At 62.7% G+C, this 25,810-nt stretch carries 23 protein-coding genes and 1 pseudogene; 17 read left to right on the forward strand and 7 right to left on the reverse strand.

Annotation, left to right across the window (positions count from 1 at the left end; translation table 11 throughout):
- Positions 1-15 precede the first annotated feature (15 nt).
- Both V3H56_RS23945 and V3H56_RS23950 read left to right on the forward strand, forming a co-directional pair.
- Positions 16-1,734 (forward strand): C13 family peptidase, encoded by a 1,719-nt coding sequence (locus V3H56_RS23945; RefSeq protein WP_042733016.1) that lies wholly within the window; start codon positions 16-18, stop codon positions 1,732-1,734.
- A gap of 27 nt (positions 1,735-1,761) precedes the next feature.
- On the forward strand, positions 1,762-2,403 hold the full coding sequence (locus V3H56_RS23950) for an oxidoreductase (protein ID WP_338473937.1): 642 nt from the start codon (positions 1,762-1,764) through the stop codon (positions 2,401-2,403).
- Positions 2,404-2,523: 120 nt separating this feature from the next.
- On the opposite strand, the gene V3H56_RS23955 is transcribed toward V3H56_RS23950, so the two are convergent.
- The 5 genes and pseudogenes from V3H56_RS23955 to V3H56_RS23975 form a co-directional block, all read right to left on the reverse strand.
- Positions 2,524-2,808, reverse strand: coding sequence for a YceK/YidQ family lipoprotein (locus V3H56_RS23955; protein ID WP_042732906.1), 285 nt, complete (start codon positions 2,806-2,808; stop codon positions 2,524-2,526).
- Complete coding sequence (gene ubiX, locus V3H56_RS23960; RefSeq protein WP_338473938.1) at positions 2,801-3,433, reverse strand: flavin prenyltransferase UbiX; 633 nt, start codon at positions 3,431-3,433, stop codon at positions 2,801-2,803. The genes V3H56_RS23955 and ubiX overlap by 8 nt, the downstream gene beginning before the upstream one ends.
- On the reverse strand, positions 3,430-4,779 hold the full coding sequence (gene mpl / locus V3H56_RS23965; RefSeq protein ID WP_047736348.1) for a UDP-N-acetylmuramate:L-alanyl-gamma-D-glutamyl-meso-diaminopimelate ligase: 1,350 nt from the start codon (positions 4,777-4,779) through the stop codon (positions 3,430-3,432). Before mpl ends, ubiX begins: the two co-directional genes overlap by 4 nt.
- Before the next feature lie 103 nt (positions 4,780-4,882).
- A pseudogene (locus tag V3H56_RS23970) lies at positions 4,883-5,008 on the reverse strand (metal ABC transporter ATP-binding protein); the annotation flags it as partial.
- Positions 5,005-6,912, reverse strand: coding sequence for a sigma-54-dependent Fis family transcriptional regulator (locus V3H56_RS23975; RefSeq protein ID WP_338473939.1), 1,908 nt, complete (start codon positions 6,910-6,912; stop codon positions 5,005-5,007). The pseudogene V3H56_RS23970 and the gene V3H56_RS23975, both read right to left, overlap by 4 nt.
- 495 nt (positions 6,913-7,407) lie before the next feature.
- On the opposite strand from V3H56_RS23975, the gene V3H56_RS23980 reads away from it, so the two are divergent.
- The 9 genes from V3H56_RS23980 to V3H56_RS24020 all read left to right on the forward strand — a co-directional run bounded on the left by V3H56_RS23980 (position 7,408) and on the right by V3H56_RS24020 (position 16,946).
- A complete protein-coding gene (locus V3H56_RS23980) occupies positions 7,408-8,928 on the forward strand; it encodes an aldehyde dehydrogenase family protein (RefSeq protein ID WP_047736350.1) in 1,521 nt (506 codons plus the stop codon).
- A 260-nt stretch (positions 8,929-9,188) separates the two neighbouring features.
- The gene (gene eat / locus V3H56_RS23985; RefSeq protein ID WP_047736351.1) at positions 9,189-10,559 is read left to right on the forward strand and encodes an ethanolamine permease; all 1,371 of its coding nucleotides are present in this window, start codon (positions 9,189-9,191) and stop codon (positions 10,557-10,559) included.
- A 199-nt stretch (positions 10,560-10,758) separates the two neighbouring features.
- Positions 10,759-12,153 (forward strand): ethanolamine ammonia-lyase subunit EutB, encoded by a 1,395-nt coding sequence (locus V3H56_RS23990; RefSeq protein ID WP_042732234.1) that lies wholly within the window; start codon positions 10,759-10,761, stop codon positions 12,151-12,153.
- An 11-nt stretch (positions 12,154-12,164) separates the two neighbouring features.
- Positions 12,165-12,989 carry an ethanolamine ammonia-lyase subunit EutC gene (gene eutC / locus V3H56_RS23995; protein ID WP_042732237.1) on the forward strand — a complete coding sequence of 275 codons (825 nt, stop codon included), beginning with the start codon at positions 12,165-12,167 and terminating at the stop codon, positions 12,987-12,989.
- A 107-nt stretch (positions 12,990-13,096) separates the two neighbouring features.
- Positions 13,097-13,558 carry a GNAT family N-acetyltransferase gene (locus V3H56_RS24000; RefSeq protein WP_042732233.1) on the forward strand — a complete coding sequence of 154 codons (462 nt, stop codon included), beginning with the start codon at positions 13,097-13,099 and terminating at the stop codon, positions 13,556-13,558.
- Positions 13,559-13,911: 353 nt separating this feature from the next.
- Positions 13,912-14,559, forward strand: a complete 648-nt coding sequence (locus tag V3H56_RS24005; RefSeq protein ID WP_047736353.1) for a DedA family protein — start codon at positions 13,912-13,914, stop codon at positions 14,557-14,559.
- 6 nt (positions 14,560-14,565) lie between these two features.
- Entirely contained in the window at positions 14,566-15,387 is an 822-nt protein-coding gene (locus tag V3H56_RS24010; RefSeq protein WP_042730591.1) for a M90 family metallopeptidase, read from the forward strand.
- A 102-nt stretch (positions 15,388-15,489) separates the two neighbouring features.
- On the forward strand, positions 15,490-16,017 hold the full coding sequence (gene ppa / locus V3H56_RS24015) for an inorganic diphosphatase (protein ID WP_003205933.1): 528 nt from the start codon (positions 15,490-15,492) through the stop codon (positions 16,015-16,017).
- A gap of 197 nt (positions 16,018-16,214) precedes the next feature.
- Positions 16,215-16,946: a helix-turn-helix transcriptional regulator gene (locus V3H56_RS24020; protein WP_042730590.1), complete on the forward strand. Its 732-nt coding sequence runs from the start codon at positions 16,215-16,217 to the stop codon at positions 16,944-16,946.
- A gap of 546 nt (positions 16,947-17,492) precedes the next feature.
- Here V3H56_RS24020 and V3H56_RS24025 read toward each other — a convergent pair.
- The gene (locus tag V3H56_RS24025; protein ID WP_338473940.1) at positions 17,493-18,488 is read right to left on the reverse strand and encodes a hypothetical protein; all 996 of its coding nucleotides are present in this window, start codon (positions 18,486-18,488) and stop codon (positions 17,493-17,495) included.
- A 297-nt stretch (positions 18,489-18,785) separates the two neighbouring features.
- Between V3H56_RS24025 and V3H56_RS24030 the strand changes: the two genes are divergently transcribed.
- From V3H56_RS24030 to V3H56_RS24055, 6 genes are read left to right on the forward strand one after another with little or no spacing between them, the layout of a single operon-like run.
- Positions 18,786-19,409, forward strand: a complete 624-nt coding sequence (locus V3H56_RS24030; protein WP_047736357.1) for a CDP-alcohol phosphatidyltransferase family protein — start codon at positions 18,786-18,788, stop codon at positions 19,407-19,409.
- Positions 19,410-19,420: 11 nt separating this feature from the next.
- Positions 19,421-21,178 (forward strand): bifunctional alpha/beta hydrolase/class I SAM-dependent methyltransferase, encoded by a 1,758-nt coding sequence (locus tag V3H56_RS24035; protein ID WP_047736358.1) that lies wholly within the window; start codon positions 19,421-19,423, stop codon positions 21,176-21,178.
- Complete coding sequence (locus tag V3H56_RS24040) at positions 21,178-22,512, forward strand: phosphatase PAP2/dual specificity phosphatase family protein (RefSeq protein ID WP_338473941.1); 1,335 nt, start codon at positions 21,178-21,180, stop codon at positions 22,510-22,512. The genes V3H56_RS24035 and V3H56_RS24040 overlap by 1 nt, the downstream gene beginning before the upstream one ends.
- Positions 22,505-22,957 (forward strand): hypothetical protein, encoded by a 453-nt coding sequence (locus V3H56_RS24045; RefSeq protein ID WP_047736360.1) that lies wholly within the window; start codon positions 22,505-22,507, stop codon positions 22,955-22,957. The genes V3H56_RS24040 and V3H56_RS24045 overlap by 8 nt, the downstream gene beginning before the upstream one ends.
- A gap of 9 nt (positions 22,958-22,966) precedes the next feature.
- On the forward strand, positions 22,967-23,587 hold the full coding sequence (locus V3H56_RS24050) for a lysophospholipid acyltransferase family protein (RefSeq protein WP_042730584.1): 621 nt from the start codon (positions 22,967-22,969) through the stop codon (positions 23,585-23,587).
- A 1-nt stretch (position 23,588) separates the two neighbouring features.
- Positions 23,589-24,521, forward strand: a complete 933-nt coding sequence (locus tag V3H56_RS24055) for a phosphatidate cytidylyltransferase (protein ID WP_042730583.1) — start codon at positions 23,589-23,591, stop codon at positions 24,519-24,521.
- Between the two features lie 126 nt (positions 24,522-24,647).
- On the opposite strand, the gene V3H56_RS24060 is transcribed toward V3H56_RS24055, so the two are convergent.
- Positions 24,648-25,805, reverse strand: a complete 1,158-nt coding sequence (locus tag V3H56_RS24060; RefSeq protein WP_047736361.1) for a glutathionylspermidine synthase family protein — start codon at positions 25,803-25,805, stop codon at positions 24,648-24,650.
- Positions 25,806-25,810: the final 5 nt, after the last annotated feature.

Below are 25,810 nucleotides of genomic sequence, written 5' to 3' on the forward strand. Positions count from 1 at the left end.
GACCTGGATCCCGTTATGCGCTTACTCGTTCCGCTGACCCTGACCCTGTTGCTCACCGCCTGCGGCGACGGCGAATCGCTGCTGCCTCCCGACGCGCGCCTGCCCGACGGCGGACGCTATCGCGGCGACCTGGTGGACGGCCTGCTGCAAGGCCAGGGGCGTATCGACTACCCCAACGGCAGCTGGTACGCCGGGCAGTTCGACAAGGGCCAGTGGCACGGCACCGGGGAATGGCACGGCAGCAACGGCGAGGTCTACCGCGGCCAGTTCCAGCACGGCCTGTTCCACGGCCAGGGCAGCCTGACCACGCCCACCAGCAGCTACACCGGTGGCTTCAAGCAGGGCCGGCGCGACGGCGAAGGCACGCTCAAGGAAAACGGCATGACCTACCGCGGCGAGTTCAAGGCCGACCGGTACTCAGGCCTCGGGCGCCTGGAACTCGACGACGGCAGCCAGTACCAGGGCCCCTTCGTCAATGGCAAGCCCAACGGCGAAGGGCAGCGCTTCGATGCCAGCGGCAACCAGTTCACCGGGCACTTCGTCGACGGCCAACTGCAAGGCAAGGGGACCTTCAACAGCGCCGACGGCGACGTCTATGTCGGCGGTTTCAGGAACAACCAACTCAACGGTCGCGGCCGTTACGAAAACGCTGACGGCGACGTCTGGATCGGCCAGTTCAAGGACGGCGCGCTGACCGGCAAGGGTGAATTGATCGGGGCCGATGGCAGCCATTACCTCGGGCAATTCAACGAGTGGCGATTCACCGGCCAGGGGCGCCTGAACCTGCCCGACGGCAGCTTCTACGTCGGCCAGTTCGAGAACGACAGCTACCACGGGCGCGGCACCCTGGCATTGACTGACGGCACCGTGCAAAGCGGCACCTGGGCCAAGGGCCAACGGGTACGCGACGCCGATGGCCGGCTGCTGCCGGACGTGCTGGAACTTGGCCTGCTGGCCCAGGGCCGCCTGCTGGACGACGCCCTCGCCAATATCCCCGCCTCCACCCCGGCGGTGGAGCTGTACAGCCTGACCCTGGGTGGCGATGGCAAGCAGAGCGTGTTCCTGCGCGAATCCGACTACGTCGCCAACATGCTCGCCAGCCGTTTCGGCGCCTTCGGGCAGATCCGCCTGGTGAACCACCGCGATCACCTCGGTGACCGGCCCATGGCCAGCCGCGAAAGCCTGCGCCGCGCCGCCGCCACCCTGGCCGAACGCAGCGGCCCGGAAGACCTGATTTTCATCTACCTGACCAGCCACGGCACCAGCGAGCATGAACTGGTGCTCGACCAGCCCCGCATGGAGCTGGCCGACCTGCCCGCCGACGAACTGGCCGCGGTCCTGGCGCCGCTGAAGAACCGAGACAAGATTGTGGTGATCTCAGCCTGCTACTCCGGCGGTTTCATCCCGGCGCTCAAGGATGAACGTACCCTGGTCATGACCGCCTCGCGGGCCGACCGGGTGTCCTTCGGCTGCTCCGAGGAAGCCAACTTCACCTATTTCGGCGATGCACTGTTTGCCCAGGCGCTGAACCAGACCGACGACCTGGAGCAGGCCTTCAAGAAGGCCAAGGCCACCGTCGCCGAGCGCGAGCAGGCGGACAATTTCGAAGCTTCCGAGCCGCAGATCTGGGCACCCAGGACGGTCCTTTCCCACTGGCAACTGCTGCGCAAGCAACAGGCGCGAAAAGCATTGCAAAGTGCTGCATTGAACGACGAGGCCACAAAGAGCAACTAAGCTGAACCGTATCAAGGGGGAAACACTATGTACTTGACGCCTCAGCATGTTTTGCTCGCCGGTGCCACCGGGTTGACCGGGGAACACCTGCTGGACCGGCTGCTCAACGAGCCGACCATCAGCCGGGTCCTGGCACCTTCCCGCCGACCACTGGCCGGGCATCCGCACCTGGAAAACCCGGTTGGGGAACCGGCCGAGGTGCTGCCCCGCCTCAGCGGCCGGGTCGACATCGCCTTTTGCTGCCTTGGCACCACCATCAAGAAAGCCGGTTCGGAACAGGCCTTTCGCGCGGTGGACCTGGAGCTGGTCGTGGCCTTCGCCAAGCGCGCCCGGGAGCTGGGCGCCCGGCACCTGGTGGCGATCAGCGCGCTGGGGGCCGACCCCAAGTCATCGATTTTCTACAACCGGGTCAAGGGCGAAATGGAAGAGGCCCTCAGGGCCCAGGACTGGCCGCAGCTCACACTCTGCCGGCCTTCCCTGCTGCTGGGCGACCGCGTCGAACCTCGCCTGGCCGAGCAACTGGCCGGGCCGTTGTCGAAGCTGATCCCAGGCAAATACCACGGCATCGAAGCCTGCCAACTGGCCCGCGCCATGTGGCGCCTGGCGCTGGAGGAACAGCACGGGGTGCGGGTGGTAGAGTCGGATGAGTTGCGTAAGTTGGGTAAGTAATTCGGTATCGCCTGGCCAGACACCATCGCGAGCCTGCTCGCGATGGGCTTCCTCTCTCAGTCCCCCCGTAGCGAGGGAGCTTGCTCCCGCTGGGCTGCGCAGCAGCCCCAAGTCTTTCAATCACATCCCGCCAGTCGCCCGGAACCCCACCCCCATCGCCGTGAACAGCGACAACGGCAACAACACGGTATCGAGCAACGCACTGGCCGGCAGATCGACGCCGGGATAGCTCGGGGCCTCGGCGCCGAAACGGTCCTTGGCGCAGCAGCCGCCATTGAGGGCGTAGAGGTCCAGCCGTGTGCCCGCATACACCACCGGCGCACCGGGCTTGGCCGCGTCCAGCGTGCGAGCGGTGGCGCAACCGGTCAGTTGCAGCGCCAGCAGTACCATCAGGATCTTATTCATCGCTGCTCAAATGATGCTCGCCCCAGCGCGGCAGCATGTCCTGAGGGATGTTCAGCAGGTTGAGGATCCGCGCCACCACGAAATCGATCAGGTCGTCGATGGTCTGGGGCTGGTGATAGAAGCCTGGCGAGGCCGGCAGGATGGTCACGCCCATGTTCGACAACTTGAGCATGTGCTCCAGGTGAATGCTCGAATACGGCGCTTCCCGCGGCACCAGGATCAGTTGGCGGCGCTCCTTGAGGGTCACGTCCGCGGCCCGTTCGATCAGGTTGTTGCACGCCCCGGTGGCAATCGCCGACAACGTCCCTGTGGAACACGGCACCACCACCATGGCGCCCGGCGCGCCGGAACCGGACGCCACCGGCGACATCCAGTCTTCCTTGCCGTACACGCGAATCTGTCCATCCGCCGCGCCGGTGTATTCGGTGAGGAAGGCCTGCATCATCTGGGGCTTGGGCGGCAAGGTCACGTCGGTCTCGGTGGCCATCACCAGTTGCGCCGCCTTCGAGATGAGAAAGTGCACCTCGCGGTCTTCCCGCACCAGGCAATCGAGCAGGCGCAAGCCGTACTGGGCACCGGAAGCGCCGGTCATCGCCAGGGTGATGCGCTCCGGACCGTTGTTCATCGCAGCGCCTCGGCCAGCTTGCCGTGCAGGCCGCCGAAGCCACCATTGCTCATGATCACCACGTGGGTACCGGGTTGGGCCTGGCTTTTCACACGTTCGATGATGCCTTCCAACGAATCGCTGACAATCGAAGGCACGCTGCACAGTGCGGCGGTGGCACCCAGGTCCCAGCCGAGGTTGGCCGGCGCATACCAGATCACCTGATCGGCATCGACCACGCTTTCCGGCAGGCCATCGCGGTGCGCGCCCAGTTTCATGGAATTGGAGCGCGGTTCGATGATCGCAATCAATGGCGCGTCGCCAATACGCTTGCGCAAGCCGTCGAGAGTGGTGGCGATGGCGGTCGGGTGGTGGGCGAAGTCGTCATAAATCGTAATGCCACGCACCTCGGCGACCTTCTCCATGCGCCGCTTGACGCTCTTGAATGCGCTCAGCGCGGCCACGCCCATGGCCGGCACCACGCCGACATGCCGGGCCGCGGCCAGGGTCGCCAGGGCGTTGGCAACGTTGTGCTGGCCAGTCAGGTCCCACTCCACGACGCCTTGGGACTGGCCTTCGAACATCACCTCGAACTGCGAACCGTCGTCCTTGAGCAACTTCACCTGCCACTGCCCACCCGCACCGGTGGTTTGCACCGGGGTCCAGCAGCCCATTTCGATCACCCGCTGCAAGGCCGGCTCGGTGGTCGGGTGAATGACCAGGCCTTCGCTTGGAATGGTCCGTACCAGGTGATGGAACTGCCGTTCGATGGCTGGAAGATCGGGGAAGATGTCCGCATGATCGAACTCAAGGTTATTGAGGATCGCAGTGCGTGGACGGTAGTGGACGAACTTCGAGCGTTTGTCGAAGAACGCGCTGTCGTATTCGTCGGCCTCGATCACGAAGAACGGTGTACCGCCCAGGCGCGCCGACACCGAGAAATTCTGCGGCACGCCGCCGATCAGGAAGCCCGGGCTCATGCCCGCGTGCTCCAGCACCCAGGCGAGCATGCTGCTGGTGGTGGTCTTGCCATGGGTGCCGGCCACGGCCAGTACCCAGCGGCCCTGCAACACGTGATCGGCCAGCCACTGCGGCCCGGACACGTACGGCAGGCCTTTATTGAGCACGTACTCCACCGCGGGATTGCCCCGGGACATGGCGTTGCCGATCACCACCAGATCCGGCGCCGGCTCCAGTTGTGCCGGGTCGTAGCCTTGGGTCAATTCAATGCCCTGGGCTTGCAGTTGGGTGCTCATCGGCGGGTAGACGTTGGCGTCGGAACCGGTCACGTGATGGCCCAGCTCCTTGGCCAGGACCGCCATCGAACCCATGAAAGTGCCGCAAATACCGAGAATATGGATGTGCATAGTCGACCTCGTAAAACATGGCCGCAGGTTAGCCTAGGGAGGGGGAAATCGCACCTTGTGTTTGGAATTGCCTGATGCTCAGGCCGATGAACACCACTGAACCCTGTGGGAGCGGGCTTGCTCGCGAATGCGGTGGGTCATTCAATAGATGCATCGGCTGACACGCTGCTTTCGCGAGCAAGCCCGCTCCCACAAAAGGATTTTCAGTGGCCGTGGGATCGGGGGTCAGCGGGCAATCGCATGTTTGCGCAGCTTTCTATACAGCGTATTACGGCTGATGCCCAACTGCTCCGCCGTGTTGGTCATGTGCCAGCGCGTCTGCTCCAGCGCATTGAGCAACGCCAACCGTTCGGCATCTTCCAGCGGGTGTTCGGTGGCAGGTGCCGGCTCGACTGGCGGCCGCGCCTGACGGATCATCGCCGGCAAGTCCTCCACGTCAATCCGCCCGTCCTCGCACAGCGCGACGAGGGTGCGCAGCACGTTGCGCAACTGGCGCACATTGCCCGGCCAGTCGAACGCCAGCAGCGCCTGGCGCGCCGGCTCGTCGAGGGTGACCGTCTCGGCGCCGCGCTCTTCGGCCAGCAGAAAATCCAGCAACTGCGTTTTGTCGCCGCGCTCACGCAGCGCCGGCAGGGGGATTTCCAAGCCGTTGAGCCGGTAATACAGGTCTTCGCGGAAACTGCCATCCTGCACCCGTTCGAACAACTGCCGGTGAGTGGCGCTGATGATGCGCACGTTCACCGCCTCCGGCTCACCACCGATCGGCACCACCTGCCGGTCTTCCAGCACCCGCAGCAACCGGGTCTGCAAGGCCAGGGGCATGTCGCCGATCTCGTCCAGGAACAAAGTGCCGCCGTCCGCCTGTTGCAGCTTGCCGCGCATACCTTCCTTGCGGGCGCCGGTAAAGCTGCCGCCGCGATAGCCGAACAGCTCGCTCTCGATCAGGCTTTCCGGGATGGCCGCGCAGTTGAGGGCGACGAAGTGTTTCCCGGCACGCTGGCTGGCGTGGTGCACGGCCTTGGCGAAGGCTTCCTTGCCGGACCCGGTTTCACCGTTGATCAGCAAGGGAACGTCCCGCTCGAAGACCCGCAGCGCCTTGCGAAAATGCGCCTGCAACGACGCATCCCCCAGGCAGATCCCTGGCAGGCGCGCCGGCTCGCTGGGCTTGAGCGCCGGGGCCAGCGGAACCGGCACGCTACGCGGCTGGCCTCGCAACACGGCAAACAGGTGCCGACCGTCACGGGTGCGCAACGGCCAGCTGGCACTGGCGTGGGCGCTGGCCCGTCCAAGCAACTCATCCAGCGAACAATCGAAAAAGGCTTCCACCGGCTGGCCCAGCAAGCCGCCACGAATGTGCCCGAGCAAATTCAGCGCACTCTGGTTCACGGCGCAAATCCGCCCTTCACCGTCGAAGGCCAGCAACCCTTCGCTGAACAGCCCCACGGACTCGGCCTGCAAATGAAAGCGCAGCAGCCATTGGTTGTCGAAGCAGCGCAGGAAATAGCAACTCTCGATCATCTTGGCCGAGAGGTTGACCAGCGCCATAGTGTGGAACTGGCTCTGGCGCGACACGTCCGGCCGGGCCGAGGACACGTCGAGCACAGCCAGCAGTTCGCCATGCGGGTCGAAGACCGGGCTGGCCGAGCAGGTCAGGCCGGTGTGGCGACCGCGAAAATGTTCTTCCTGGTGGATGGTCAGGGCCTGGCGCTCCACCAGGCAGGTGCCGATGCCGTTGGTGCCCTCGCAAGCCTCGCTCCAGTCGGCACCGAGCCAGAGGCCGGCCCGTTCGAAGATCTTGCGCTCGCTGGGGGCGGTGACGCAGTTGAGGATCACCCCGCGGGCGTCGGTCAGCAACACCGCATGGCCGGCGCCGGAGAGCTGCTGATGCAGGCTGGTCATTTCGTTGCCGGCGATGTGCAGCACCTGTTGCAGGCGCTCGCGGCTTTCCAGCACCCGGCCATGCTCAAGCACCGTCGGCGCAAGGTTCTGGGCCGGGTCGAGGTGATAATCCTCAAGGCAGCGCAGCCAGGAACGGGCAATCGACGGATCGCTGCCAGGCCCCTGCAAATGGGCCTTGCCCTGGGTGACCGTCAGGACCTGCTGGGCATGGCGACTCAGATGGTTGCTGTGCATTTCTTATTATTCTCCCCGAAGGACCTGCCTCACTGGAGCAACTGGCGAATATCCAACCGTGAACACCGAACCCCGTGGCGAGGGAGCTTGCTCCCGCTCGACTGCGCAGCAGGCGCAATCGGTGTTGATGCGACAAAAAAGCTTGGGTCTGCTGCGCAGCCCAGCGGGAGCAAGCTCCCTCGCCACAAAAGCTGTCTTATCACCCAAATACATTTGCCAGAGATTCCGATCGAAGCCCAGCATCCTCCAGCCCAACCGCCTTTGCAATGCTGGCGCGACCCATCGGTCACAGGTTGTGCCAGATACGGCACAAAGTGTCACACCCTGCGTACCGCTATCGTCACACAACCCATCCGTTTATCCGAGCAACTCCTCCTAAAGTCTTGATTTCCGGGCCCTGCAAGGCAATGGCCCGCCCTTTGCTCTACGCTTGATTACCGGCGCTCAATTTTGCGCGGCCTCCCGTATAAGCACAAAAGCCAAGGAGAACTCATCATGCGTTACGCTCACCCCGGTACTGAAGGCGCTATCGTTTCGTTCAAGAGCAAATACGGTAACTACATCGGCGGCGAGTTCGTCGCGCCTGCCAAAGGTCAGTACTTCACCAATACTTCCCCGGTCAATGGCCAGCCCATTGCCGAATTCCCGCGCTCCACGGCCGAAGACATCGAAAAAGCCCTGGACGCCGCCCACGCCGCCGCGGATGCCTGGGGCGCCACCTCGGTCCAGGCCCGTTCGCTGATCCTGCTGAAAATCGCCGACCGCATCGAACAGAACCTCGAAACCCTGGCGATCACCGAATCCTGGGACAACGGCAAGGCTGTGCGCGAAACCCTCAACGCCGACATCCCCCTGGCCGCCGACCACTTCCGTTACTTCGCCGGTTGCCTGCGGGCCCAGGAAGGCGCCGCCGCCGAGATCGACGGCAACACCGTGGCCTACCACATCCATGAGCCGCTGGGCGTGGTCGGGCAGATCATCCCGTGGAACTTCCCACTGCTGATGGCCGCCTGGAAACTCGCCCCGGCCCTGGCGGCCGGCAACTGCGTGGTGCTCAAGCCCGCCGAGCAGACCCCGCTGGGCATCTGCGTGCTGATGGAACTGATCGGCGACCTGCTGCCGCCGGGCGTGCTGAACGTGGTGCAAGGCTTCGGCAAGGAGGCCGGCGAGGCCCTGGCCACCAGCAAGCGCATCGCCAAGATCGCCTTCACCGGTTCCACCCCGGTGGGCTCGCACATCATGAAATGCGCCGCCGAGAACATCATTCCGTCCACCGTGGAACTGGGCGGCAAGTCGCCGAACATCTTCTTCGAAGACATCATGCAGGCCGAGCCGAGCTTCATCGAAAAAGCCGCCGAAGGCCTGGTGCTGGCGTTCTTCAACCAGGGTGAAGTCTGCACCTGCCCGTCCCGCGCCCTGGTGCAGGAGTCGATCTACGACGAATTCATGCAAGTGGTGATGAAGAAGATCGAACAGATCAAGCGTGGCGACCCGCTGGACACCGACACCATGGTCGGCGCCCAGGCGTCCGAGCAGCAGTTCGACAAAATCCTCTCGTACCTGGAAATCGCCAAGGGCGAAGGCGCCCAACTGCTGACCGGTGGCCAGGTGGAAAAACTCGAAGGCAACCTCGCCAGCGGCTACTACATCCAGCCGACCCTGCTCAAGGGCACCAACAAGATGCGCGTGTTCCAGGAAGAAATCTTCGGCCCGGTGGTAAGTATCACCACCTTCAAGGACGAAGCCGAAGCCCTGGCGATCGCCAACGACACCGAGTTCGGCCTCGGCGCCGGCCTGTGGACCCGCGACATCAACCGCGCCTACCGCATGGGCCGGGCCATCAAGGCCGGTCGCGTCTGGACCAACTGCTACCACCTGTACCCGGCGCATGCCGCGTTCGGTGGCTACAAGAAGTCGGGCGTCGGGCGTGAAACCCACAAGATGATGCTCGACCACTACCAGCAGACCAAGAACCTGCTGGTGAGCTACGACATCAATCCGCTGGGGTTCTTCTAAGCCCTTGGGGCAAGGCAGGTTCTCCTGCTTTGCCCCTTCGACAGCTATCGCGAGCAAGCTCGCTCCCACAGGGATCTGTGGATAACTCTTTTTCCAGGGTTGGCAACAGTTCCACTGTGGGAGCGAGCTTGCTCGCGATGGCGCCCTCACTGACAACATCAATTTACCGCCCCAACGCTCTGGCACGAGCCTTGCGTGCCCGCTCCACAGCAATCCCGAAAGTCCAACAGATCAAACAATAAAAAAGACAGAGAGGACTTATGACTTCTACCACCCAACTCAAACCCACACTCGGCACCCTGCATTTATGGGGCATTGCCGTCGGCCTGGTGATTTCCGGCGAGTACTTCGGCTGGAGCTATGGCTGGGGCACCGCCGGGACCCTGGGGTTCCTCGTCACCGCGCTGATGGTCGCGCTGATGTACACCTGCTTCATCTTCAGCTTCACCGAACTGACCACCGCCATCCCCCACGCGGGCGGGCCGTTCGCCTACAGCCGGCGGGCGTTTGGCGAAAAAGGCGGACTGATCGCCGGGATCGCCACGTTGATCGAATTCGTCTTTGCGCCACCGGCCATTGCCATGGCCATTGGCGCCTACCTCAATGTGCAGTTTCCGGAACTGGACCCCAAGGTCGCGGCGGTCGGCGCGTACGCGGTGTTCATGACCCTGAACATCCTCGGCGTCAGCATCGCCGCGGCGTTCGAGCTGGTGGTCACCGTGCTGGCGGTGGCCGAATTGCTGGTGTTCATGGGCGTGGTTGCGCCTGGCTTCAGCTTCAGCAATTTCGTGCTCAACGGCTGGTCCGGTGCAAATGAGTTCAGCCTTGCCTCAATACCGGGCATTTTTGCGGCGATTCCGTTCGCGATCTGGTTCTTCCTCGCCATCGAAGGCGCGGCCATGGCCGCCGAAGAAGCCAAGGACCCGAAACGCACGATTCCTCGCGCCTATGTCAGCGGCATCCTGACCCTGGTCTTCCTGGCGATCGGCGTGATGATCATGGCCGGCGGCGTGGGCGACTGGCGGCAACTGTCGAACATCAACGACCCGCTGCCCCAGGCAATGAAAGCCGTGGTCGGCAACAATTCGACGTGGATGCACATGCTGGTGTGGATCGGCCTGTTCGGCCTGGTGGCGAGTTTCCACGGGATCATCCTGGGTTACTCGCGGCAGTTCTTCGCCCTGGCCCGGGCCGGCTACCTGCCGCGGGGCCTGGCGAAACTGTCGCGCTTCCAGACCCCGCACCGGGCAATCCTGGCCGGCGGCGTGATCGGCATCGCGGCGATCTACAGCGACGGCCTGGTGAACCTGCAGGGCATGAGCCTGACGGCCGCGATGATCACCATGTCGGTGTTCGGCGCCATCGTGATGTACATCATCAGCATGCTTAGCCTGTTCCGGCTGCGTAAGGTCGAACCGGACCTGGAACGCACCTTCCGCGCACCGGGCTACCCGATCGTGCCGGGCATTGCGCTGTTCCTGGCCGTGGTCTGCCTGGTGGCGATGGCCTGGTTCAACACCGTGATCGGCCTGGTGTTCCTGGCTTTCATGGTGGTCGGCTACCTGTACTTCCAACTGACCGCCAAACAACGCTCCAGCGCCCCGGCGGACGCTATGCTCACAGGTATATGAGGTTGCATCGGCGCCGGGCCGAGGGCCAGGTGCCTGCTATCTGAAAGTGGACACTGCCCCTGTGGGAGCGAGCTTGCTCGCGATAGCTGTGTATCAGTCGACAAGTATTTTGCTGACACCCTGCTATCGCGAGCAAGCTCGCTCCCACAGGGTTACGGGTTGTATTTGAGTCATTTAGAAAACCAGGAGGACACCGCCCATGGCCGAATTCGCCCATTCCGTCGGCGCCCAGACCTATCGCTTCGACAGCCTCAAGGACCTGATGGCCAAGGCCAGCCCGGCGCGTTCCGGGGATTTGCTCGCTGGCGTCGCGGCGCTCAACGATGGCGAGCGGGTGGCCGCGCAAATGGCCCTGGCTGACCTGCCCCTCAGCCATTTCCTGCAAGAAATGCTGATTCCTTACGAGAGCGACGAAGTCACCCGGCTGATCGTCGACACCCACGACAAACACGCCTTCGCCACCGTCAGCCACCTCACGGTCGGCGGTTTTCGCGACTGGCTGCTCAGCGACGCCGCCGACGAGCACAGCCTGCGCGCCCTGGCCCCCGGCCTGACGCCGGAAATGGTCGCCGCCGTGTCGAAAATCATGCGCGTGCAAGACCTGGTGCTGGTGGCGCAGAAAATCCGCGTGGTGACGAAATTCCGCGGCACCCTCGGCCTGCGCGGGCGCCTGTCCACACGCCTGCAACCCAACCACCCCACCGACGAACCGGCCGGCATCGCCGCAAGCATCCTCGACGGCCTGCTCTACGGCAACGGCGACGCCATGATCGGCATCAACCCGGCCACCGACAGCACGGCCTCGATCTGCGCCATGCTGGAAATGCTCGACGCCATCATCCAGCGCTACGACATCCCAACCCAAGGCTGTGTGCTGACCCACGTCACCACCTCCATCGAGGCGGCCAACCGGGGCGTGCCCCTGGACCTGGTGTTCCAGTCCATCGCCGGCACCGAAGCGGCCAACGCCAGTTTCGGCATCAACCTGAACGTGCTGAAAGAAGGCTACGACGCTGGCCTCAGCCTGAACCGCGGCACCCTCGGCAACAACCTGATGTATTTCGAAACCGGCCAGGGCAGCGCGCTGTCGGCCAACGCCCACCACGGCGTGGATCAACAGACCTGCGAAACACGGGCCTACGCCGTGGCACGGCATTTCAACCCGTTCCTGGTCAATACCGTTGTAGGCTTCATCGGTCCCGAGTACCTGTACAACGGCAAGCAGATCATCCGCGCCGGCCTCGAAGACCACTTCTGCGGCAAGTTGCTGGGCGTGCCGATGGGCTGCGACATCTGCTACACCAACCACGCCGAAGCCGACCAGGATGACATGGACACCCTGCTGACCCTGCTGGGCGTGGCCGGGATCAACTTCATCATGGGCATCCCCGGCTCCGACGACATCATGCTCAACTACCAGACCACCTCGTTCCACGACGCCCTCTACGCCCGCCAGACCCTGGGCCTGAAGCCGGCGCCGGAGTTCGAGCAATGGTTGGCGAACATGGGCATCTTCACCCAGGCCGACGGCCGGGTGCGGTTTGGCGACAACCTGCCACCGGCGTTTCGTCACGCCCTGGCTCACCTGGGATGAGTGACCTGCCGATGGACAAAAAACCAGTCGATTCGCAAAACCCCTGGCTGGAACTGCGCCGCCTGACCCCGGCGCGCATCGCCCTGGGCCGCACCGGTACCAGCCTGCCGACCCAGGCACAATTGGACTTCCAGTACGCCCATGCCCAGGCACGGGACGCGGTGCACCTGGCCTTCGATCACCAGGGCCTTCGCGCACAACTGGCCGAGCGCGGCCGCGAGAGCCTGTTGCTCCACAGCGCCGCCAGCGACCGCAACAGCTACCTGCAACGGCCGGACCTGGGCCGCCGCCTGGACGAGGCCTCGGCGCAGACACTGGACGACTACGCGGCCGCCCATCCCGGTGGCGTGGACCTGGCCATTGTCGTGGCCGACGGCCTGTCGGCGCTGGCGGTGCATCGCCATACCCTGCCCTTCCTGGCGCGCCTGGAGGAACAGCTCGCCGACGACGGCTGGTCGGTGTCGCCGATCGTCCTGGTGGAACAGGGCCGGGTCGCAGTGGCCGATGAAGTGGCCGAACGGCTCGGCGCCAAAATGTCGGTGATTCTCATCGGCGAACGCCCCGGCCTCAGCTCGCCGGACAGCCTGGGGCTGTATTTCACCTACGCCCCCAAGGTGGGGCTGACCGACGCGTACCGCAACTGCATTTCCAACGTCAGGCTCGAAGGCCTGAGCTACGGCATGGCGGCCCATCGCCTGATCTACCTGATGCGCGAGGCCTGTCGCAGGCAGCTTTCAGGGGTCAATCTGAAGGACGAAGCCCAGCTCCAAACGCTTGAATCGGAAAATGGTGCCGATATGAAAGGTAATTTCCTACTGATGCCGCCCCGAAGCTGATCCGTACTGCCAATTGCGTTTTTGATCCAATTTCAGGCAGCATCAAAAGCACGGCAGAACGCCGTTGTTGTCAGACTCCATGTCGACCTTTGTAAACGAGACCTGCCATGCGGATTATTCAAGCGACCCTGGAACACCTGGACCTGCTGACCCCATTGTTCGTCAAATACCGGGAATTCTATGGCTCGCTGCCATACCCGGACTCGTCCCGGGCCTTTCTCGAAAAGCGCCTGCGTCGCAAGGAGTCGGTGATCTACCTGGCCCTGCCCGATGACGATGACAGCAAGCTGCTGGGCTTCTGCCAGCTCTACCCGAGCTACTCGTCGCTGTCCCTCAAGCGCGTGTGGATCCTCAACGACATCTACGTCGCCGAAGACGCCCGCCGCCAACTGGTGGCCGACCACCTGATCCGCACGGCGAAAAAAATGGCCAAGGAAACCCATGCCGTGCGCATGCGCGTCTCCACCAGCAGCAACAACGAAGTGGCGCAGAAGACCTACGAATCCATCGGTTTCAAGGAAGACACCGAGTTCAAGAACTACGTGTTGCCGATCAGCGACGACATCTGACCCCTGTAGCTGAGTCCCCCTGCCACAACACCAAACCTTCTGTGGCGAGGGGATTTATCCCCGCTGGACTGCGAAGCAGCCCCAAAACCTGTGCATGCTGTGTATCAGACTGACCGAGTCGCCTGCTTCAGGGCCGCTTCGTGCCCCAGCGGGAGCAAGCTCCCTCGCCACAAGAGCCTTCACTCAATTGCACACCACCGAAATCCCTAGCTACAAACTCACCACGCTCCCCGACCTCCAGCCCGTATAATCCCGGTCTTCCCGGCTTGTAAGCAAAAGCTACATACTCTGTAGCCGTACTCAAAGCCAGACCCAAACGCCTGCCCCTCAGGCCGTCACCACAGGTGTATTGCATGGATTTCAATCCCCTCGACCTCATTCTGCATCTCGACGTGTACCTCGACATGCTGGTGACCAACTACGGCACTTGGGTCTACGCCATCCTGTTCCTGGTGATCTTCTGTGAAACCGGCCTGGTGGTGATGCCCTTCCTGCCGGGGGATTCGCTGCTGTTCATCGCCGGCGCGGTGGCCGCCGGGGGGGCCATGGACCCGCTCCTGCTGGGTGGCCTGCTGATGCTGGCGGCGATCCTCGGCGACAGCACCAACTACCTCATCGGACGCACCGCGGGCGAAAAACTGTTCAGCAACCCGAACTCGAAAATCTTCCGCCGCGACTACCTGCAACAAACCCATGACTTCTACGACAAGCACGGCGGCAAAACCGTGACCCTGGCGCGCTTCCTGCCGATCATCCGCACCTTCGCCCCCTTCGTCGCCGGCGTGGGGAAAATGCCGTATGCACGTTTCTTCGGCTTCAGCGTCCTGGGCACCGTCCTGTGGGTCGGCGGCCTGGTCACCCTCGGTTTCTTCTTCGGCAACGTGCCCTTCATCAAGCAGAACCTGTCGTTGCTGGTGGTGGGCATCATCCTGGTGTCGCTGTTGCCGATGGTCATCAGCCTGGTCCGCAGCAAAATGGGCCAGCGCGCTTCGAAAGCCTGATCGCCCATGTGGTCCCTCAGCAACTGGCGCCGCCAACGCACCCTGGCCAAGCATCCCGTGGCCGAAGACACCTGGCAACGCGTGCGCCATCAGTTGAGTTTCCTCGACGGTATCAGCGCCGCCGAGGACCAGTGGCTGCGTGAAGCCTGCGTGTTGTTCCTGCATGACAAACACCTGACCGCCCTGCCCGGCGTCGAACTGCACCAGGAACAGCGCCTGCTGCTCGCCGCCCAGGCCCAGTTGCCGTTGATGCACCTGGGCGAGCTGAACTGGTACCAGGGTTTCCACGAAATCGTGCTCTACCCCGACGATTTCCTCAGCCCCCAGCGCTACCGCGACGCCAGCGGCATCGAACATGAATGGGACGGCGAACACAGCGGCGAAGCCTGGCCACAAGGGCCGATCATCCTTGCCTGGGACGGCGTGCTCGCCAGCGGCGGCTGGGAGGGCTACAACCTGGTGATCCACGAGCTGGCGCACAAACTCGACATGCTCAACGGCGACGCCAACGGCCTGCCGCCCCTGCACGCCGACATGCGGGTCAGCGACTGGGCCGAGGCCATGCAACAGGCCTACGATGACCTCAATCGCCAGCTGGACCAGGACCCGGACGTCGAAACCGCCATTGACCCGTACGCGGCGGAAAACCCCGCGGAGTTCTTCGCCGTCACCAGCGAATACTTCTTCAGCGCCCCAGACCTGCTGCTCCAGGCCTACCCGCGAGTCTATGAACAGCTCAAGGCGTTCTACCGCCAGGACCCGTTCGCCCGGCTGCGGCAACTTCAAGCCGAGGATCCGGTCTATCAGGCGTCATACCAAAGTCTCTAAGACCCTGGGTACGTGGCATCAGCGGCCGAATATGCCTATAATCGCCGCCACTTTTTGGTCAATCCGACCAGTCATCTGGTCAATTAACGGGGGCACCGCCCAATGAGCTACAGCAAGATTCCGGCTGGCAAAGACCTGCCGAACGACATCTACGTCGCGATCGAAATCCCGGCCAACCACGCCCCGATCAAATACGAAATCGACAAAGACAGCGATTGCCTGTTCGTTGACCGTTTCATGGCCACCCCGATGTTCTACCCGGCCAACTACGGTTACATCCCCAACACCCTGGCCGACGACGGCGACCCCCTCGACGTGCTGGTCGTGACCCCCTACCCGGTTGCTCCAGGCTCGGTCATCCGCGCCCGTCCAGTCGGCATCCTGAACATGACCGACGACGGCGGCGGCGATGCCAAAGTCATCGCAGTGCCACACGACAAACTGTCGCAACTGTATGTCGACGTGAAGGAATACACCGACCTGCCACCGCTGCTGATCCAGCAGATCGAACACTTCTTCGCGAACTACAAAGACCTCGAAAAAGGCAAGTGGGTCAAGATCGAAGGCTGGGCCGGCGCAGACGCCGCCCGCGAAGCCATCACCAAGTCGGTTGCCGCCTACAAGGGCTGATACTGAATGTGTGGAAGAACCCCGGTTTGCACCGGGGTTTTTTTATGCTTGAATTTAAATAAAATACAGCTACGTATTAACAACGTTTAACTGCGTTTAGCCCATCTATTTCAAATCCTGCAAACGGAAAGATTGTCTTATAAATCTGCACGACATGTTTATTGCTCAAAACACGGTCGCCTCTAAACTTTCCGTTTATGAAAATTATCTCCAGTGGCGACCGCTTCAGAGCCCTTCTCAAAGAAGCCAACATCCGTTCCGCCGACTTCGCGAAGTTGTACGGTGTGAAATCCCAGCACGTGAACAACTGGTTCAATCGTGGCATTCCGCCCGGTCGCATCCACGCCATCGCGGGCCTGCTGACCGTCAGCCCGCAATGGCTCGCCACCGGAGAAGGCCCGCAAACCCCACTGGGCCTCGGCCCCGGCACCACCTATGAAGCCGCTGAAGTCCAAGGCGTCTACAGCGTGCTGGAAACCCAGGACATCGACCTGCCCTTCTACACCGAAGCCCCGGTCAGCCCGGGCAGCAGCAAGACCCACATCATCGAAGTCCCCGACCAAACCATCCGCCTGCCCCGCAGCCACCTCGAATCCCTGGAAATAAACCCCGGCGACGCCATCTGCACGACCATGGTCGGCGACAGCATGGCCGAACGCATCGAAGACGGCTCCACCCTCGCCATTGACCGCGGCCTCACCCAGGTCGTCGACGGCCAGATCTACGCCCTCGAGCACGACGGCATGCTGCGCATCAAATACCTGCACCGAGTCCCCGGCAACCGCCTGCGCCTACGCAGCCACAACAGCGCCGCCTACCCCGACGAAGTCTTCAGCGCCGAACAGATCGAAGCGCAAAACATCAGGGTACTGGGCTGGGTATTCTGGTGGTCGACCCTCAATAAGCAGCGACCGCAGGTGTACGAATGAGCCCGTGGACATAAGGCTGTGACAGGCGCTTTTGTGGCGAGGGAGCTTGCTCCCGCTGGGCTGCAAAGCAGCCCCTGCTTTCCCTCTGAATCACCCTAACCCAATGATTCCACACCACTTACCCCTAGGCTTCCAACCAAAACCCGCGTATCCTCCGCCCCACCTTTGCGAGCCCACGCCTCGCACCGACAAGGCAGATCACTTTCTGACCAAGTCCCACAGCCGGCCGCAAGAGCCGGATGTACGTTTTGAAGGCTGGTAAGGTTTGTCAAAAACGAGCTGAATCAGTCAACGAGAAGCCGGCCATAAGCCGGCTTTTTAATGTCCGATTGAAAGCCAGGATGGCGCGCCATCCGCCAAGCTCTGGAGACTCTCTGTTATCAATGACCCGAGAGGAAAGTTAGAGAACACCCACGCAAGAGAACAACGCGTCATCGAATTGGATTCAGCGACGCGAAAGGTAAGCAAGCTTCGCGGCAACAGGTCAACTGGGCTCTGGATGTCAAAACCATCGCAGCGCTTTCGCCGGATGAAGCCAGGCTGTGTCTATGCAATCGCGCAAACAAAACTCCTGGCACCCCCGGCTGCAACGCCCATCAAGTTTACCGGTCGTTGATCGATGGCTTGGAGTCGAACCAATTCCATGCCTTCACGTCGGTACACTGAGCTGCCCTCTGAATCAGCGTGAACGACATACCCTCCGGGTTTTACACCCACGCGCTTTTTGTCGAGCGCGATGCTGGCCGAGACCAGGACATGAAAATCCAGTACGTTGTTCTTATGCAGGATCGTTGCGCCCACAAAGTGTTCTGCACATATTTCCAAAGCGATTTGCAGCCCATGAACAGCAGGGGTTTCTCGATAACCGCCTGGCATGAATATCTTGTCGAACCATAACTCCGCCCCATACAACTCTTCCAGTCCTTCATTTCCTATGTTGGGGTAGCGTTTATGCTGATAAAAAACGTTTCCTTGCCAGATGATGAAACCGGTATTCCTGACGATTCCATGTGCGGTTCTCGCGCCTTTTGATCCCATATCGGTGATGACTGCTTTCGTAGACCTTGCGTAATCGCCATAAACCCCCTTGTTCAGGCGATCCCTCTGCGGTATTTCGTCCACCACCGCGTCCATTTCCGCACCATATTTAGCCTTGTTGATGTCCCTGGCCTGCCCCAAGGATTTCAACTCCCCCGTCTCCCTTTTCAACATCCTGGAATCGGGTCGCACCATTGATTTGGACCACAGTGTCGTACCTGGGACCAGTATCAGCGTCGGGTTTCTATTTGAGACATCAACCCATGCAGCCCGGATGATTTCCTTTTCTTCTTCCGAAAGAAACGAAACAGGTTTTTCCTTGGAAAAGAAGTATTCGGGGGCGACAGCCAGACAGTAATCCAATTGATGCTGAACGACATTAGCGGCGAATATTGTTGTCGCCATGTGCTCCAGGGCTCTAATCCTGTTGTGTATGTGGACAAGGCTATCCCTGACCGGGATTCGTAATCTGCGCGTATCGAAGTCCCAGATCACCACTAGCACGTTTGGCATCCTTTCCTCCCCCCTGGCTGCTGAGCGGTGCCGCAAGCCGGATGGCCGCATGGTGCGTTAAGGCACTTGGCGCATGTCCAGGAAAATTCAGCTTAGGTGAGCCAACGCATTCAAACAAACCACCTCGACTGGATGACTTCTCATGCACCACTAAAATCTGGCGACTCATTGCGTCCTAGATGCCTACCCGCACGCATTCTCGAGAAATACCCACCAGCAACCCCTCAACCTATCGTAATCTCGCACCTGAATCCTTCACGCCCGCCACCGGCCCGAGATCCCGCCCCGATGCCTTCCATTTACCAGCTCAAGCCCGCCTTCCAGAACCTGCTGCGCCCTGCCGTCCAACGGCTCTACGACAAGGGCGTCACGGCGAATCAGGTCACGTTGCTGGCCGGTGTGGTTTCCGTGCTGGTGGGGGTGGTGGTCGCCTGGTTTGCCAGCCATCCGTGGGTGTTTGCGCTGGTCCCCGCGTGGATGTTCCTGCGCATGGCCCTGAACGCCGTGGACGGCATGCTGGCGCGGGAGTTTGGCCAGCAATCACATCTGGGCGCCTACCTCAATGAGCTATGCGATATCATCGCCGACGCTGCCCTGATCCTGCCTTTCGCCCTGCTTCCCGATGCCAGCCTGCTGTTGGTGTTGGGGGTCACGCTGCTGGCGTTGTTCAGTGAATACGCCGGTGTGCTGGGGGCGATGGTCGGGGCTTCGCGGCGCTATGACGGGCCCATGGGCAAAAGTGACCGGGCCTTTGTGCTTGGCGTGCTGGCGACCGGCATAGCGTTGGGCTGGCTCGGCGCCGCGTGGGTCAACGGTGTGATGGCGGTGGTTGCCGCCCTGCTGGTTTATACCTTGGTCAACCGGGTCCGTCGTGGCCTGGGCCAAGTGAAGGAAAACGCTCCCTCAGCATAAAGGAACTTGCAATGCGCGAAGCTCAAGACCGGACATTCACCACCCATGACGGCGTGGAGTTGTTCTACCGGCACTGGCCGGCCGTGGCCGCGGACCCGGGTGAACCCCGCAAGGCCGTGCTGTTGTTTCACCGGGGCCATGAGCACTCCGGGCGCATCGCGCACCTGGTGGATGAACTGGATCTGCCCGGCTTCGAGTTTTTCGCCTGGGACGCACGGGGCCACGGCCAGTCGCCCGGCGCACGAGGCGATAGCCCGAGTTTTGCCACCAGCGCGCGGGATGTTCAGACCTTCTGCGACCACATCGGCGCAACGCACCAGATCGACGAACAGAACATCGCCGTGGTGGCGCAAAGCGTCGGTGCGGTGATCGCCTCCACCTGGGTTCACGACTACGCGCCGCGCATTCGCTCGCTGGTGCTGGCCTCGCCGGCATTCAAGGTCAAGCTCTACGTGCCGTTCGCCCGTCCGGGGCTGGCGCTGATGCGCAAGTTTCGCGGCAATTTCTTCGTCAACAGTTACGTCAAGGCCAAGTTCCTCAGCCATGATCCAGAGCGGGTGGCGTCCTACGACAACGACCCACTGATCACCAAGGCGATTTCGGTGAACGTGCTGCTGGGCCTGTACGAAGCCGCCGATCGCGTGGTGGCCGACGCCCAGGCGATCCAGGTGCCGACGCAGTTGCTGATCTCCGGCTCCGACTTCGTCGTGCATCGCAAACCCCAGGAGCAGTTCTTCGAACGGCTGGGCAGCGTGCACAAGGAAAAACACATCCTGCCGGGGTTCTTCCACGACACCCTGGGCGAGAAGCACCGCGCGCCGGCCGTCGCCAGCGCCCGCCGCTTCATCCTGCAGAATTTTGCCCGCCCGCTGGACCGCCCCTCCTTGCTGGATGCGGACCGCATCGGCGCGACCTGCGCCGAGTCCGAAGCCCTGGCAACACCCCTGCCCCACAATTCGCCGCGCGACCTGTACTGGCGCATGACCCGCGCCAGCATGCGCTTTGGCAGCAAACTGTCGGCCGGGGTGAAGCTGGGGTTCGACACCGGGTTCGATTCCGGCAGCACGCTGGACTACGTCTACCGCAACCGCCCCACCGGCACCTCGCCGATCGGCAGGATGATCGACCAGAACTACCTGAACTCCATCGGCTGGCGCGGCATTCGCCAGCGCAAGCTGAACGTCGAGGAGTTGCTGCGCCTGGCGATGGGCAAGTTGCGCGAAGCGAATCGCGAGGTGCGCATCGTCGACATCGCGGCCGGTCATGGCCGCTACATTCTCGAGGCATTGCAAGGCGTCAGCCCGCTGCCGGAGTCGATCCTGCTGCGTGACTACAGCGACATCAACGTGCGCGACGGCAGCGCGCTGATCGTCGAAAAAGGCCTGGGCGAGATCGCGCGCTTCGTCAAGGGCGACGCCTTCGACCGCCAGGACCTCGCGGCCCTGGACCCCAAGCCGACCCTCGCCGTGGTGTCCGGCCTGTACGAGTTGTTTGCCGACAACCAGATGGTCGGCGGTTCTCTCGCCGGCCTGGCCGAAGCCGTGGAGCCCGGCGGTTTCCTGGTCTACACCGGCCAGCCGTGGCACCCGCAACTGGAGCTGATCGCCCGCGCCCTCACCAGCCACCGCGCTGGCCAGGCCTGGGTGATGCGTCGACGCAGCCAGGCCGAGATGGACCAACTGGTGGAAGCGGCGGGTTTCCGCAAGATCACCCTGCGGGTCGATGAGTGGGGCATCTTCAGCGTTTCGCTGGCGCAGCGCGTGCAGTGATGAGCGCTGTCATCGCCCCGCCTCGCGAGCCCGGCCTGCTGAAACCGGCGGTGTGCTGGCTACTGCTGCTCGCCCCGCTGTTCTTCAGCACCTACGGCTTCGCCACCTGGGTCACCTCCCAGCGTGACGACGTCGGCAGCCTAGTGTTCGGCTGGGAAAGCCACATGCCATTTTGGGCCTGGACCATCGTGCCTTACTGGTCGATCGACCTGCTTTACGGCCTGTCGCTGTTGCTGCCCACCAGCCGCGCGGAACTCAAGCGCCACGCGTTGCGCCTGCTCACGGCGCAGGCAATCGCCGTCAGTTGCTTCCTGATCTGGCCGTTGCGCTTCACCTTCCCTCGGCCGGAAATGGACGGCGTATTCGGCTGGCTGTTCGACGTGCTGGCCGGCTTCGACAAGCCGTTCAACCAGGCGCCGTCGCTGCACATCGCCTTGCTGGTGATTCTCTGGGTCTGCTACCAGCGGCACTTGCAGGGTGCCTGGCGCTGGCTGATGCACGGCTGGTTCGCGCTGATCGGGGTGTCGGTGCTGACCACTTACCAACATCACTTCGTCGATGTGCCGACAGGCGCGCTGGCCGGTTGGCTGTGTGTCTGGCTGTGGCCACTGGACCGGCCGAGCCCGCTGCAAAGCGCTCGCCTGACCACCGACCGCAGCCGCTTGCAACTGGCCCTGCGTTACGGCGTGGGCGCGGCGGCGTTGTGCGTCCCGGCGTTCGCCTGGGGCGGCGCGTGGCTGTGGTTGATCTGGCCGGCGGTGGCGGTGCTGCTGGTGGCGCTGAATTATCTGTTGTTGGGCGCCGATGGTTTTCAGAAGCGCGCCGATGGCCGGTTGAGCCCGGCGGTGCGCTGGTTGCTGGCGCCCTACCTGGCGGCGGCCTGGGTCAATTCCCGTTGGTGGACACGCCAGCATCCGCAACCGGACCACGTGACCGATAACGTTTGGCTGGGGCGCGTCCCGACGCCACTGGAACTGCAGGACAGCGCGTTTGCCGGGGTGCTCGATCTCAGCGCCGAATTGTCCATGGACAGCCACGCCATCGCCTATCGCTCGCTGCCGGTGCTCGACCTCACGGCGCCCACCACCGAACAATGCCTGGAAGCCGCGCAGGCCATCGACAGTCTGCGTCAACGCGGGCCGGTGCTGGTCTGCTGCGCCTTGGGCTATTCGCGCAGCGCCACGGCCGTGATCGCCTGGTTGCTGCACAGCGGCCGGGCGGCGAACGTGGACGCCGCGATCGTGCAGATCCAGCGCGTTCGCCCACGCATCGTCCTGCATCAGGCTCACCGCCAGGCACTGGAACCGCTACGCCAAGGCGCGCCCCATGAGTGACCTGCAGCTGCACACCGTGGCGAGCCTGCTGCGCCGGGGCCATTGCCTGGATCAGTTCTCCACCGGCCTGACCCTGTTGGCCGCGCTGCTGGGGCTGGGGCAATGGCTGCTGGGCAACGTCAATCCGTGGCTGCTGCTGTTCAGCGGCGTGCTGTTCAGCCTCGGCGTGCTGCAAAAATACTGGGCGCTGCGGGTGGCGTTCGATGCCGATCTGTTCCAGCGCATGGCCGACGATCAGCAACCGTTGGCCGAACGCACCCAGGCGCTGGACCAGGCCCTCAATACGCTCGGCCTGCAACCGGCCGAACGCGCCGGCCGCCCCTGGACCGAACGCAGCCTCGGCGCCCTGCGGCTGCTGCGCAGGCAGTCGCTGCTGCTGGCGGCACAAGTTGTCTGGACGCTGGGCTTCATCCTGGCCAGCCCTTGGTTAGCTTTTTCAGGATAAGGAATCCTCATGTTCGAACCCGTGGTTGCCAATCTCATCACCTCCGCCGCCCGCATGGTCACCGGCGCCCGCAGCCTGTGGCTCGGCAGTTCGCCGCGACCGGTACAGCGGATCTACTTCGCCAACCACAGCAGCCACGGCGACTTCGTGCTGCTCTGGGCCTCGCTGCCGCCGGCGCTGCGCAAGCTGACCCGGCCCGTGGCGGGCTCCGACTACTGGCAGAAGAGCCCCTTGCGTCGCTACATCATCAACCGGGTGTTCAACGGTGTGCTGGTGGACCGCGAACGCAAGGACCCTTCCTACAACCCCTTGCAACCGATGCTCGAAGCCTTGGAAAACGGCGACTCGCTGATCATCTTCCCCGAGGGCACGCGCAACCCGGAAGAAGGCTTGCTGCCCTTCAAGAGCGGGATCTACCACCTGATGAAAAGCCACCCCGAGGTCGAGGTGATCCCGGTGTGGATCGCCAACCTCAACCGCGTCATGCCCAAGGGCCGAATGCTGCCGCTGCCGCTGTTGTGCACCACCAGTTTCGGTGCGCCACTGAGCATCGAAGAGGGTGAAAGCAAAGAGCAATTTCTTGAACGCAGCCGTGCCGCCCTGCTGGCACTGGCCCCGGAGCACGTCTGACATGGATCGATATACCGTGATGTTGTTCAGCGGGATTGGCGCCATCCTGGTGCTGGCTTCGCTGATCGGTTTCATTCTCAAGCTCAAGACCCGCGGCACGCCGAACTCGGTCATCGACAACCTCAACGCGCGGATCAACGCCTGGTGGATCATGGTGCTGGTGATCGGCGTCGCGTTCTGGCTCGGCAATGCGGCGGTGATCCTGTTGTTCTATGCCGTGTCGTTCTACGCCCTGCGCGAATTCCTCACCCTGACGCCGACCCGGCGCAGTGACTACCCAGCGCTGGTGGCCGCGTTCTACCTGGCGCTGCCGCTGCAATACCTGTTGATCTACTACGACTGGTACGGGCTGTTTTCGATCTTCATCCCGGTCTACGTGTTCCTGCTACTGCCGATCCTGGCGTCCCTGGGTGGCGACAGCACGCACTTTCTGGAGCGCGCTTCCAAGGTGCAGTGGGGGTTGATGATCGCGGTGTTCTGCATCTCGTTCGTGCCGGCGCTGCTGACCCTGGACATCGCCGGTTTCGAAGGCCGCAACCTGTTACTGATCGCGTACCTGGTGATCGTGGTGCAACTGTCGGACGTGCTGCAGTACGTGTGCGGCAAGCTGTTCGGCAAGCACAAGATCGCCCCCAACCTGTCCCCGTCGAAAACCGTCGAGGGCTTTGCCGGCGGGATCTTCCTGGCTTCGCTGATCGGTGGCGCGCTGTGGTGGATCACCCCGTTCAATCCCTGGCAGTCGTTCCTGATCGCGTTGCTGATCAACCTGCTGGGTTTTGCCGGCGGCATCGTCATGTCGGCGATCAAGCGCGACCGCGGCGTCAAGGACTGGGGCCACATGATCGAAGGCCACGGCGGCATGCTCGACCGGTTGGACTCGGTGTGTTTTGCCGCGCCGATCTTCTTTCACCTGGTGCGGTACTGGTGGACTTGAGCAATCTGTGAGAGCGGGCTTGCTCGCGAAGGCGGCGGTACAGTCAACATTGATGTTGCTTGTCACATCGTCTTCGCGAGCGAGCCCGCTCCCACAAAAGCTCCGTTGCACTTCACGCTGCGGCAATCAATCCAGAATCAGGTGCGGCAAGAACCGGCTGGAATCCTTGGTGATCAGGCTGTTGTCTTCGCGCACGCCAATGCCGGCCGCCTGGTCGCCGATGACCCAGGAGCCAATCAGCGTGTAGCTGTCGCCGAAGCGCGGCAGGGGCGCGAGCTGCTGGAGGATGAACGGTGCGTCGGTGTAGGGGCCGTCTTCCTTGACCACCAGGCCATCGGCCGTCTGCAGTTCAATGTTGGCGCCTTCCCGGGAAAAGAATGGCTTGCGCACCCAGCCCTTGGGCACAGGGGTGCCGGGGTTGGGGTCCAGGTGGGACTCGAGCAGGTTCGGGTGACCTTTGTTGAACTCCCACAACAGCGGCAGGATGCCCTTGTTGGAAATGATCGATTTCCAGGCCGGTTCGAAAAACTGCGTGTCACTCTGGGCGATCGCCGCGCCAAAAGGCTCGTGGAAGATGAATTCCCAGGCGTGCAGCTTGAACAGATGGGGAATCCAACGCTCCTGCAAGTCGACGAAACGGCCTTCACTGTTCAGGCCGATGTCTTCGATGTCGATCTGCCGCGACTCGATGCCGACGGCCTCCGCAATGAGGCGCAAGTAATCGGTGGTGCCCTTGTCCTCGACCGAATCCTTCATCGAGGCAAAGTAGAACGGCTGGGTGAGCTGCAATTGGGCAAACGCCTGGTGCAGCTTGGTGTCGATGCTGTTGAACTGGTCGACATGCTGGGGCAGCAGGCCGCGCTCGATGCATTGCTCCAGCCAGCCCCACTGGAACGCCGCCGCCTCGTAGAGGCTGGTCGGCGTGTCGTAGTTGAGCTCCAGCAGCTTGGCGGGGCCATTGCCGTTGTAGGAGAAATCCATGCGCCCATACAGGTGCGGATGGCCTTCGAGCCATGACGTGCGGACCATGTCGAAAAACGCCGGAGGAATGCTCAGGCGCTCCAGCATTTGCTCGCTCTGCACCACGCGGGCGACAAGGTCCATGCACATGTCATGGAGCTCGGTGGTGGGGTCTTCGAGGTCGTCCTCGATCTGTTTGAGCGTGAACTGGTAGTACGCGCTTTCGTCCCAGTAGGGTTCGCCGTCGATGGTGTGGAACAGAAAGCCGAGACGCTCGGCCGTCTGCTTCCAGTCATGCCGCTCGGCGCAATGGATCTTCTTCATGGCCT

It is taken from the genome of Pseudomonas sp. MS646 (assembly GCF_036693845.1).
Taxonomy (GTDB): Bacteria; Pseudomonadota; Gammaproteobacteria; order Pseudomonadales; family Pseudomonadaceae; genus Aquipseudomonas; species Aquipseudomonas chlororaphis_E.

Excerpts from the sequence above, each read along its gene's own strand:
- ppa (WP_003205933.1), top strand. The coding sequence starts at position 15,490 with ATGAGCTACAGCAAGATTCCGGCTGGCAAAGACCTGCCGAACGACATC.
- V3H56_RS24060 (WP_047736361.1), bottom strand. The coding sequence starts at position 25,805 with ATGAAGAAGATCCATTGCGCCGAGCGGCATGACTGGAAGCAGACGGCC.
- V3H56_RS23950 (WP_338473937.1), top strand. The coding sequence starts at position 1,762 with ATGTACTTGACGCCTCAGCATGTTTTGCTCGCCGGTGCCACCGGGTTG.
- V3H56_RS23945 (WP_042733016.1), top strand. The coding sequence starts at position 16 with ATGCGCTTACTCGTTCCGCTGACCCTGACCCTGTTGCTCACCGCCTGC.
- V3H56_RS24010 (WP_042730591.1), top strand. The coding sequence starts at position 14,566 with ATGTGGTCCCTCAGCAACTGGCGCCGCCAACGCACCCTGGCCAAGCAT.
- V3H56_RS24045 (WP_047736360.1), top strand. The coding sequence starts at position 22,505 with ATGAGTGACCTGCAGCTGCACACCGTGGCGAGCCTGCTGCGCCGGGGC.
- V3H56_RS24055 (WP_042730583.1), top strand. The coding sequence starts at position 23,589 with ATGGATCGATATACCGTGATGTTGTTCAGCGGGATTGGCGCCATCCTG.
- V3H56_RS24005 (WP_047736353.1), top strand. The coding sequence starts at position 13,912 with ATGGATTTCAATCCCCTCGACCTCATTCTGCATCTCGACGTGTACCTC.
- eutC (WP_042732237.1), top strand. The coding sequence starts at position 12,165 with ATGGACAAAAAACCAGTCGATTCGCAAAACCCCTGGCTGGAACTGCGC.
- V3H56_RS23955 (WP_042732906.1), bottom strand. The coding sequence starts at position 2,808 with ATGAATAAGATCCTGATGGTACTGCTGGCGCTGCAACTGACCGGTTGC.
- mpl (WP_047736348.1), bottom strand. The coding sequence starts at position 4,779 with ATGCACATCCATATTCTCGGTATTTGCGGCACTTTCATGGGTTCGATG.
- V3H56_RS24030 (WP_047736357.1), top strand. The coding sequence starts at position 18,786 with ATGCCTTCCATTTACCAGCTCAAGCCCGCCTTCCAGAACCTGCTGCGC.
- V3H56_RS24020 (WP_042730590.1), top strand. The coding sequence starts at position 16,215 with ATGAAAATTATCTCCAGTGGCGACCGCTTCAGAGCCCTTCTCAAAGAA.
- V3H56_RS24040 (WP_338473941.1), top strand. The coding sequence starts at position 21,178 with ATGAGCGCTGTCATCGCCCCGCCTCGCGAGCCCGGCCTGCTGAAACCG.
- V3H56_RS23975 (WP_338473939.1), bottom strand. The coding sequence starts at position 6,912 with ATGCACAGCAACCATCTGAGTCGCCATGCCCAGCAGGTCCTGACGGTC.
- V3H56_RS24050 (WP_042730584.1), top strand. The coding sequence starts at position 22,967 with ATGTTCGAACCCGTGGTTGCCAATCTCATCACCTCCGCCGCCCGCATG.
- V3H56_RS24000 (WP_042732233.1), top strand. The coding sequence starts at position 13,097 with ATGCGGATTATTCAAGCGACCCTGGAACACCTGGACCTGCTGACCCCA.
- V3H56_RS23990 (WP_042732234.1), top strand. The coding sequence starts at position 10,759 with ATGGCCGAATTCGCCCATTCCGTCGGCGCCCAGACCTATCGCTTCGAC.
- eat (WP_047736351.1), top strand. The coding sequence starts at position 9,189 with ATGACTTCTACCACCCAACTCAAACCCACACTCGGCACCCTGCATTTA.
- V3H56_RS24035 (WP_047736358.1), top strand. The coding sequence starts at position 19,421 with ATGCGCGAAGCTCAAGACCGGACATTCACCACCCATGACGGCGTGGAG.
- V3H56_RS23980 (WP_047736350.1), top strand. The coding sequence starts at position 7,408 with ATGCGTTACGCTCACCCCGGTACTGAAGGCGCTATCGTTTCGTTCAAG.
- ubiX (WP_338473938.1), bottom strand. The coding sequence starts at position 3,433 with ATGAACAACGGTCCGGAGCGCATCACCCTGGCGATGACCGGCGCTTCC.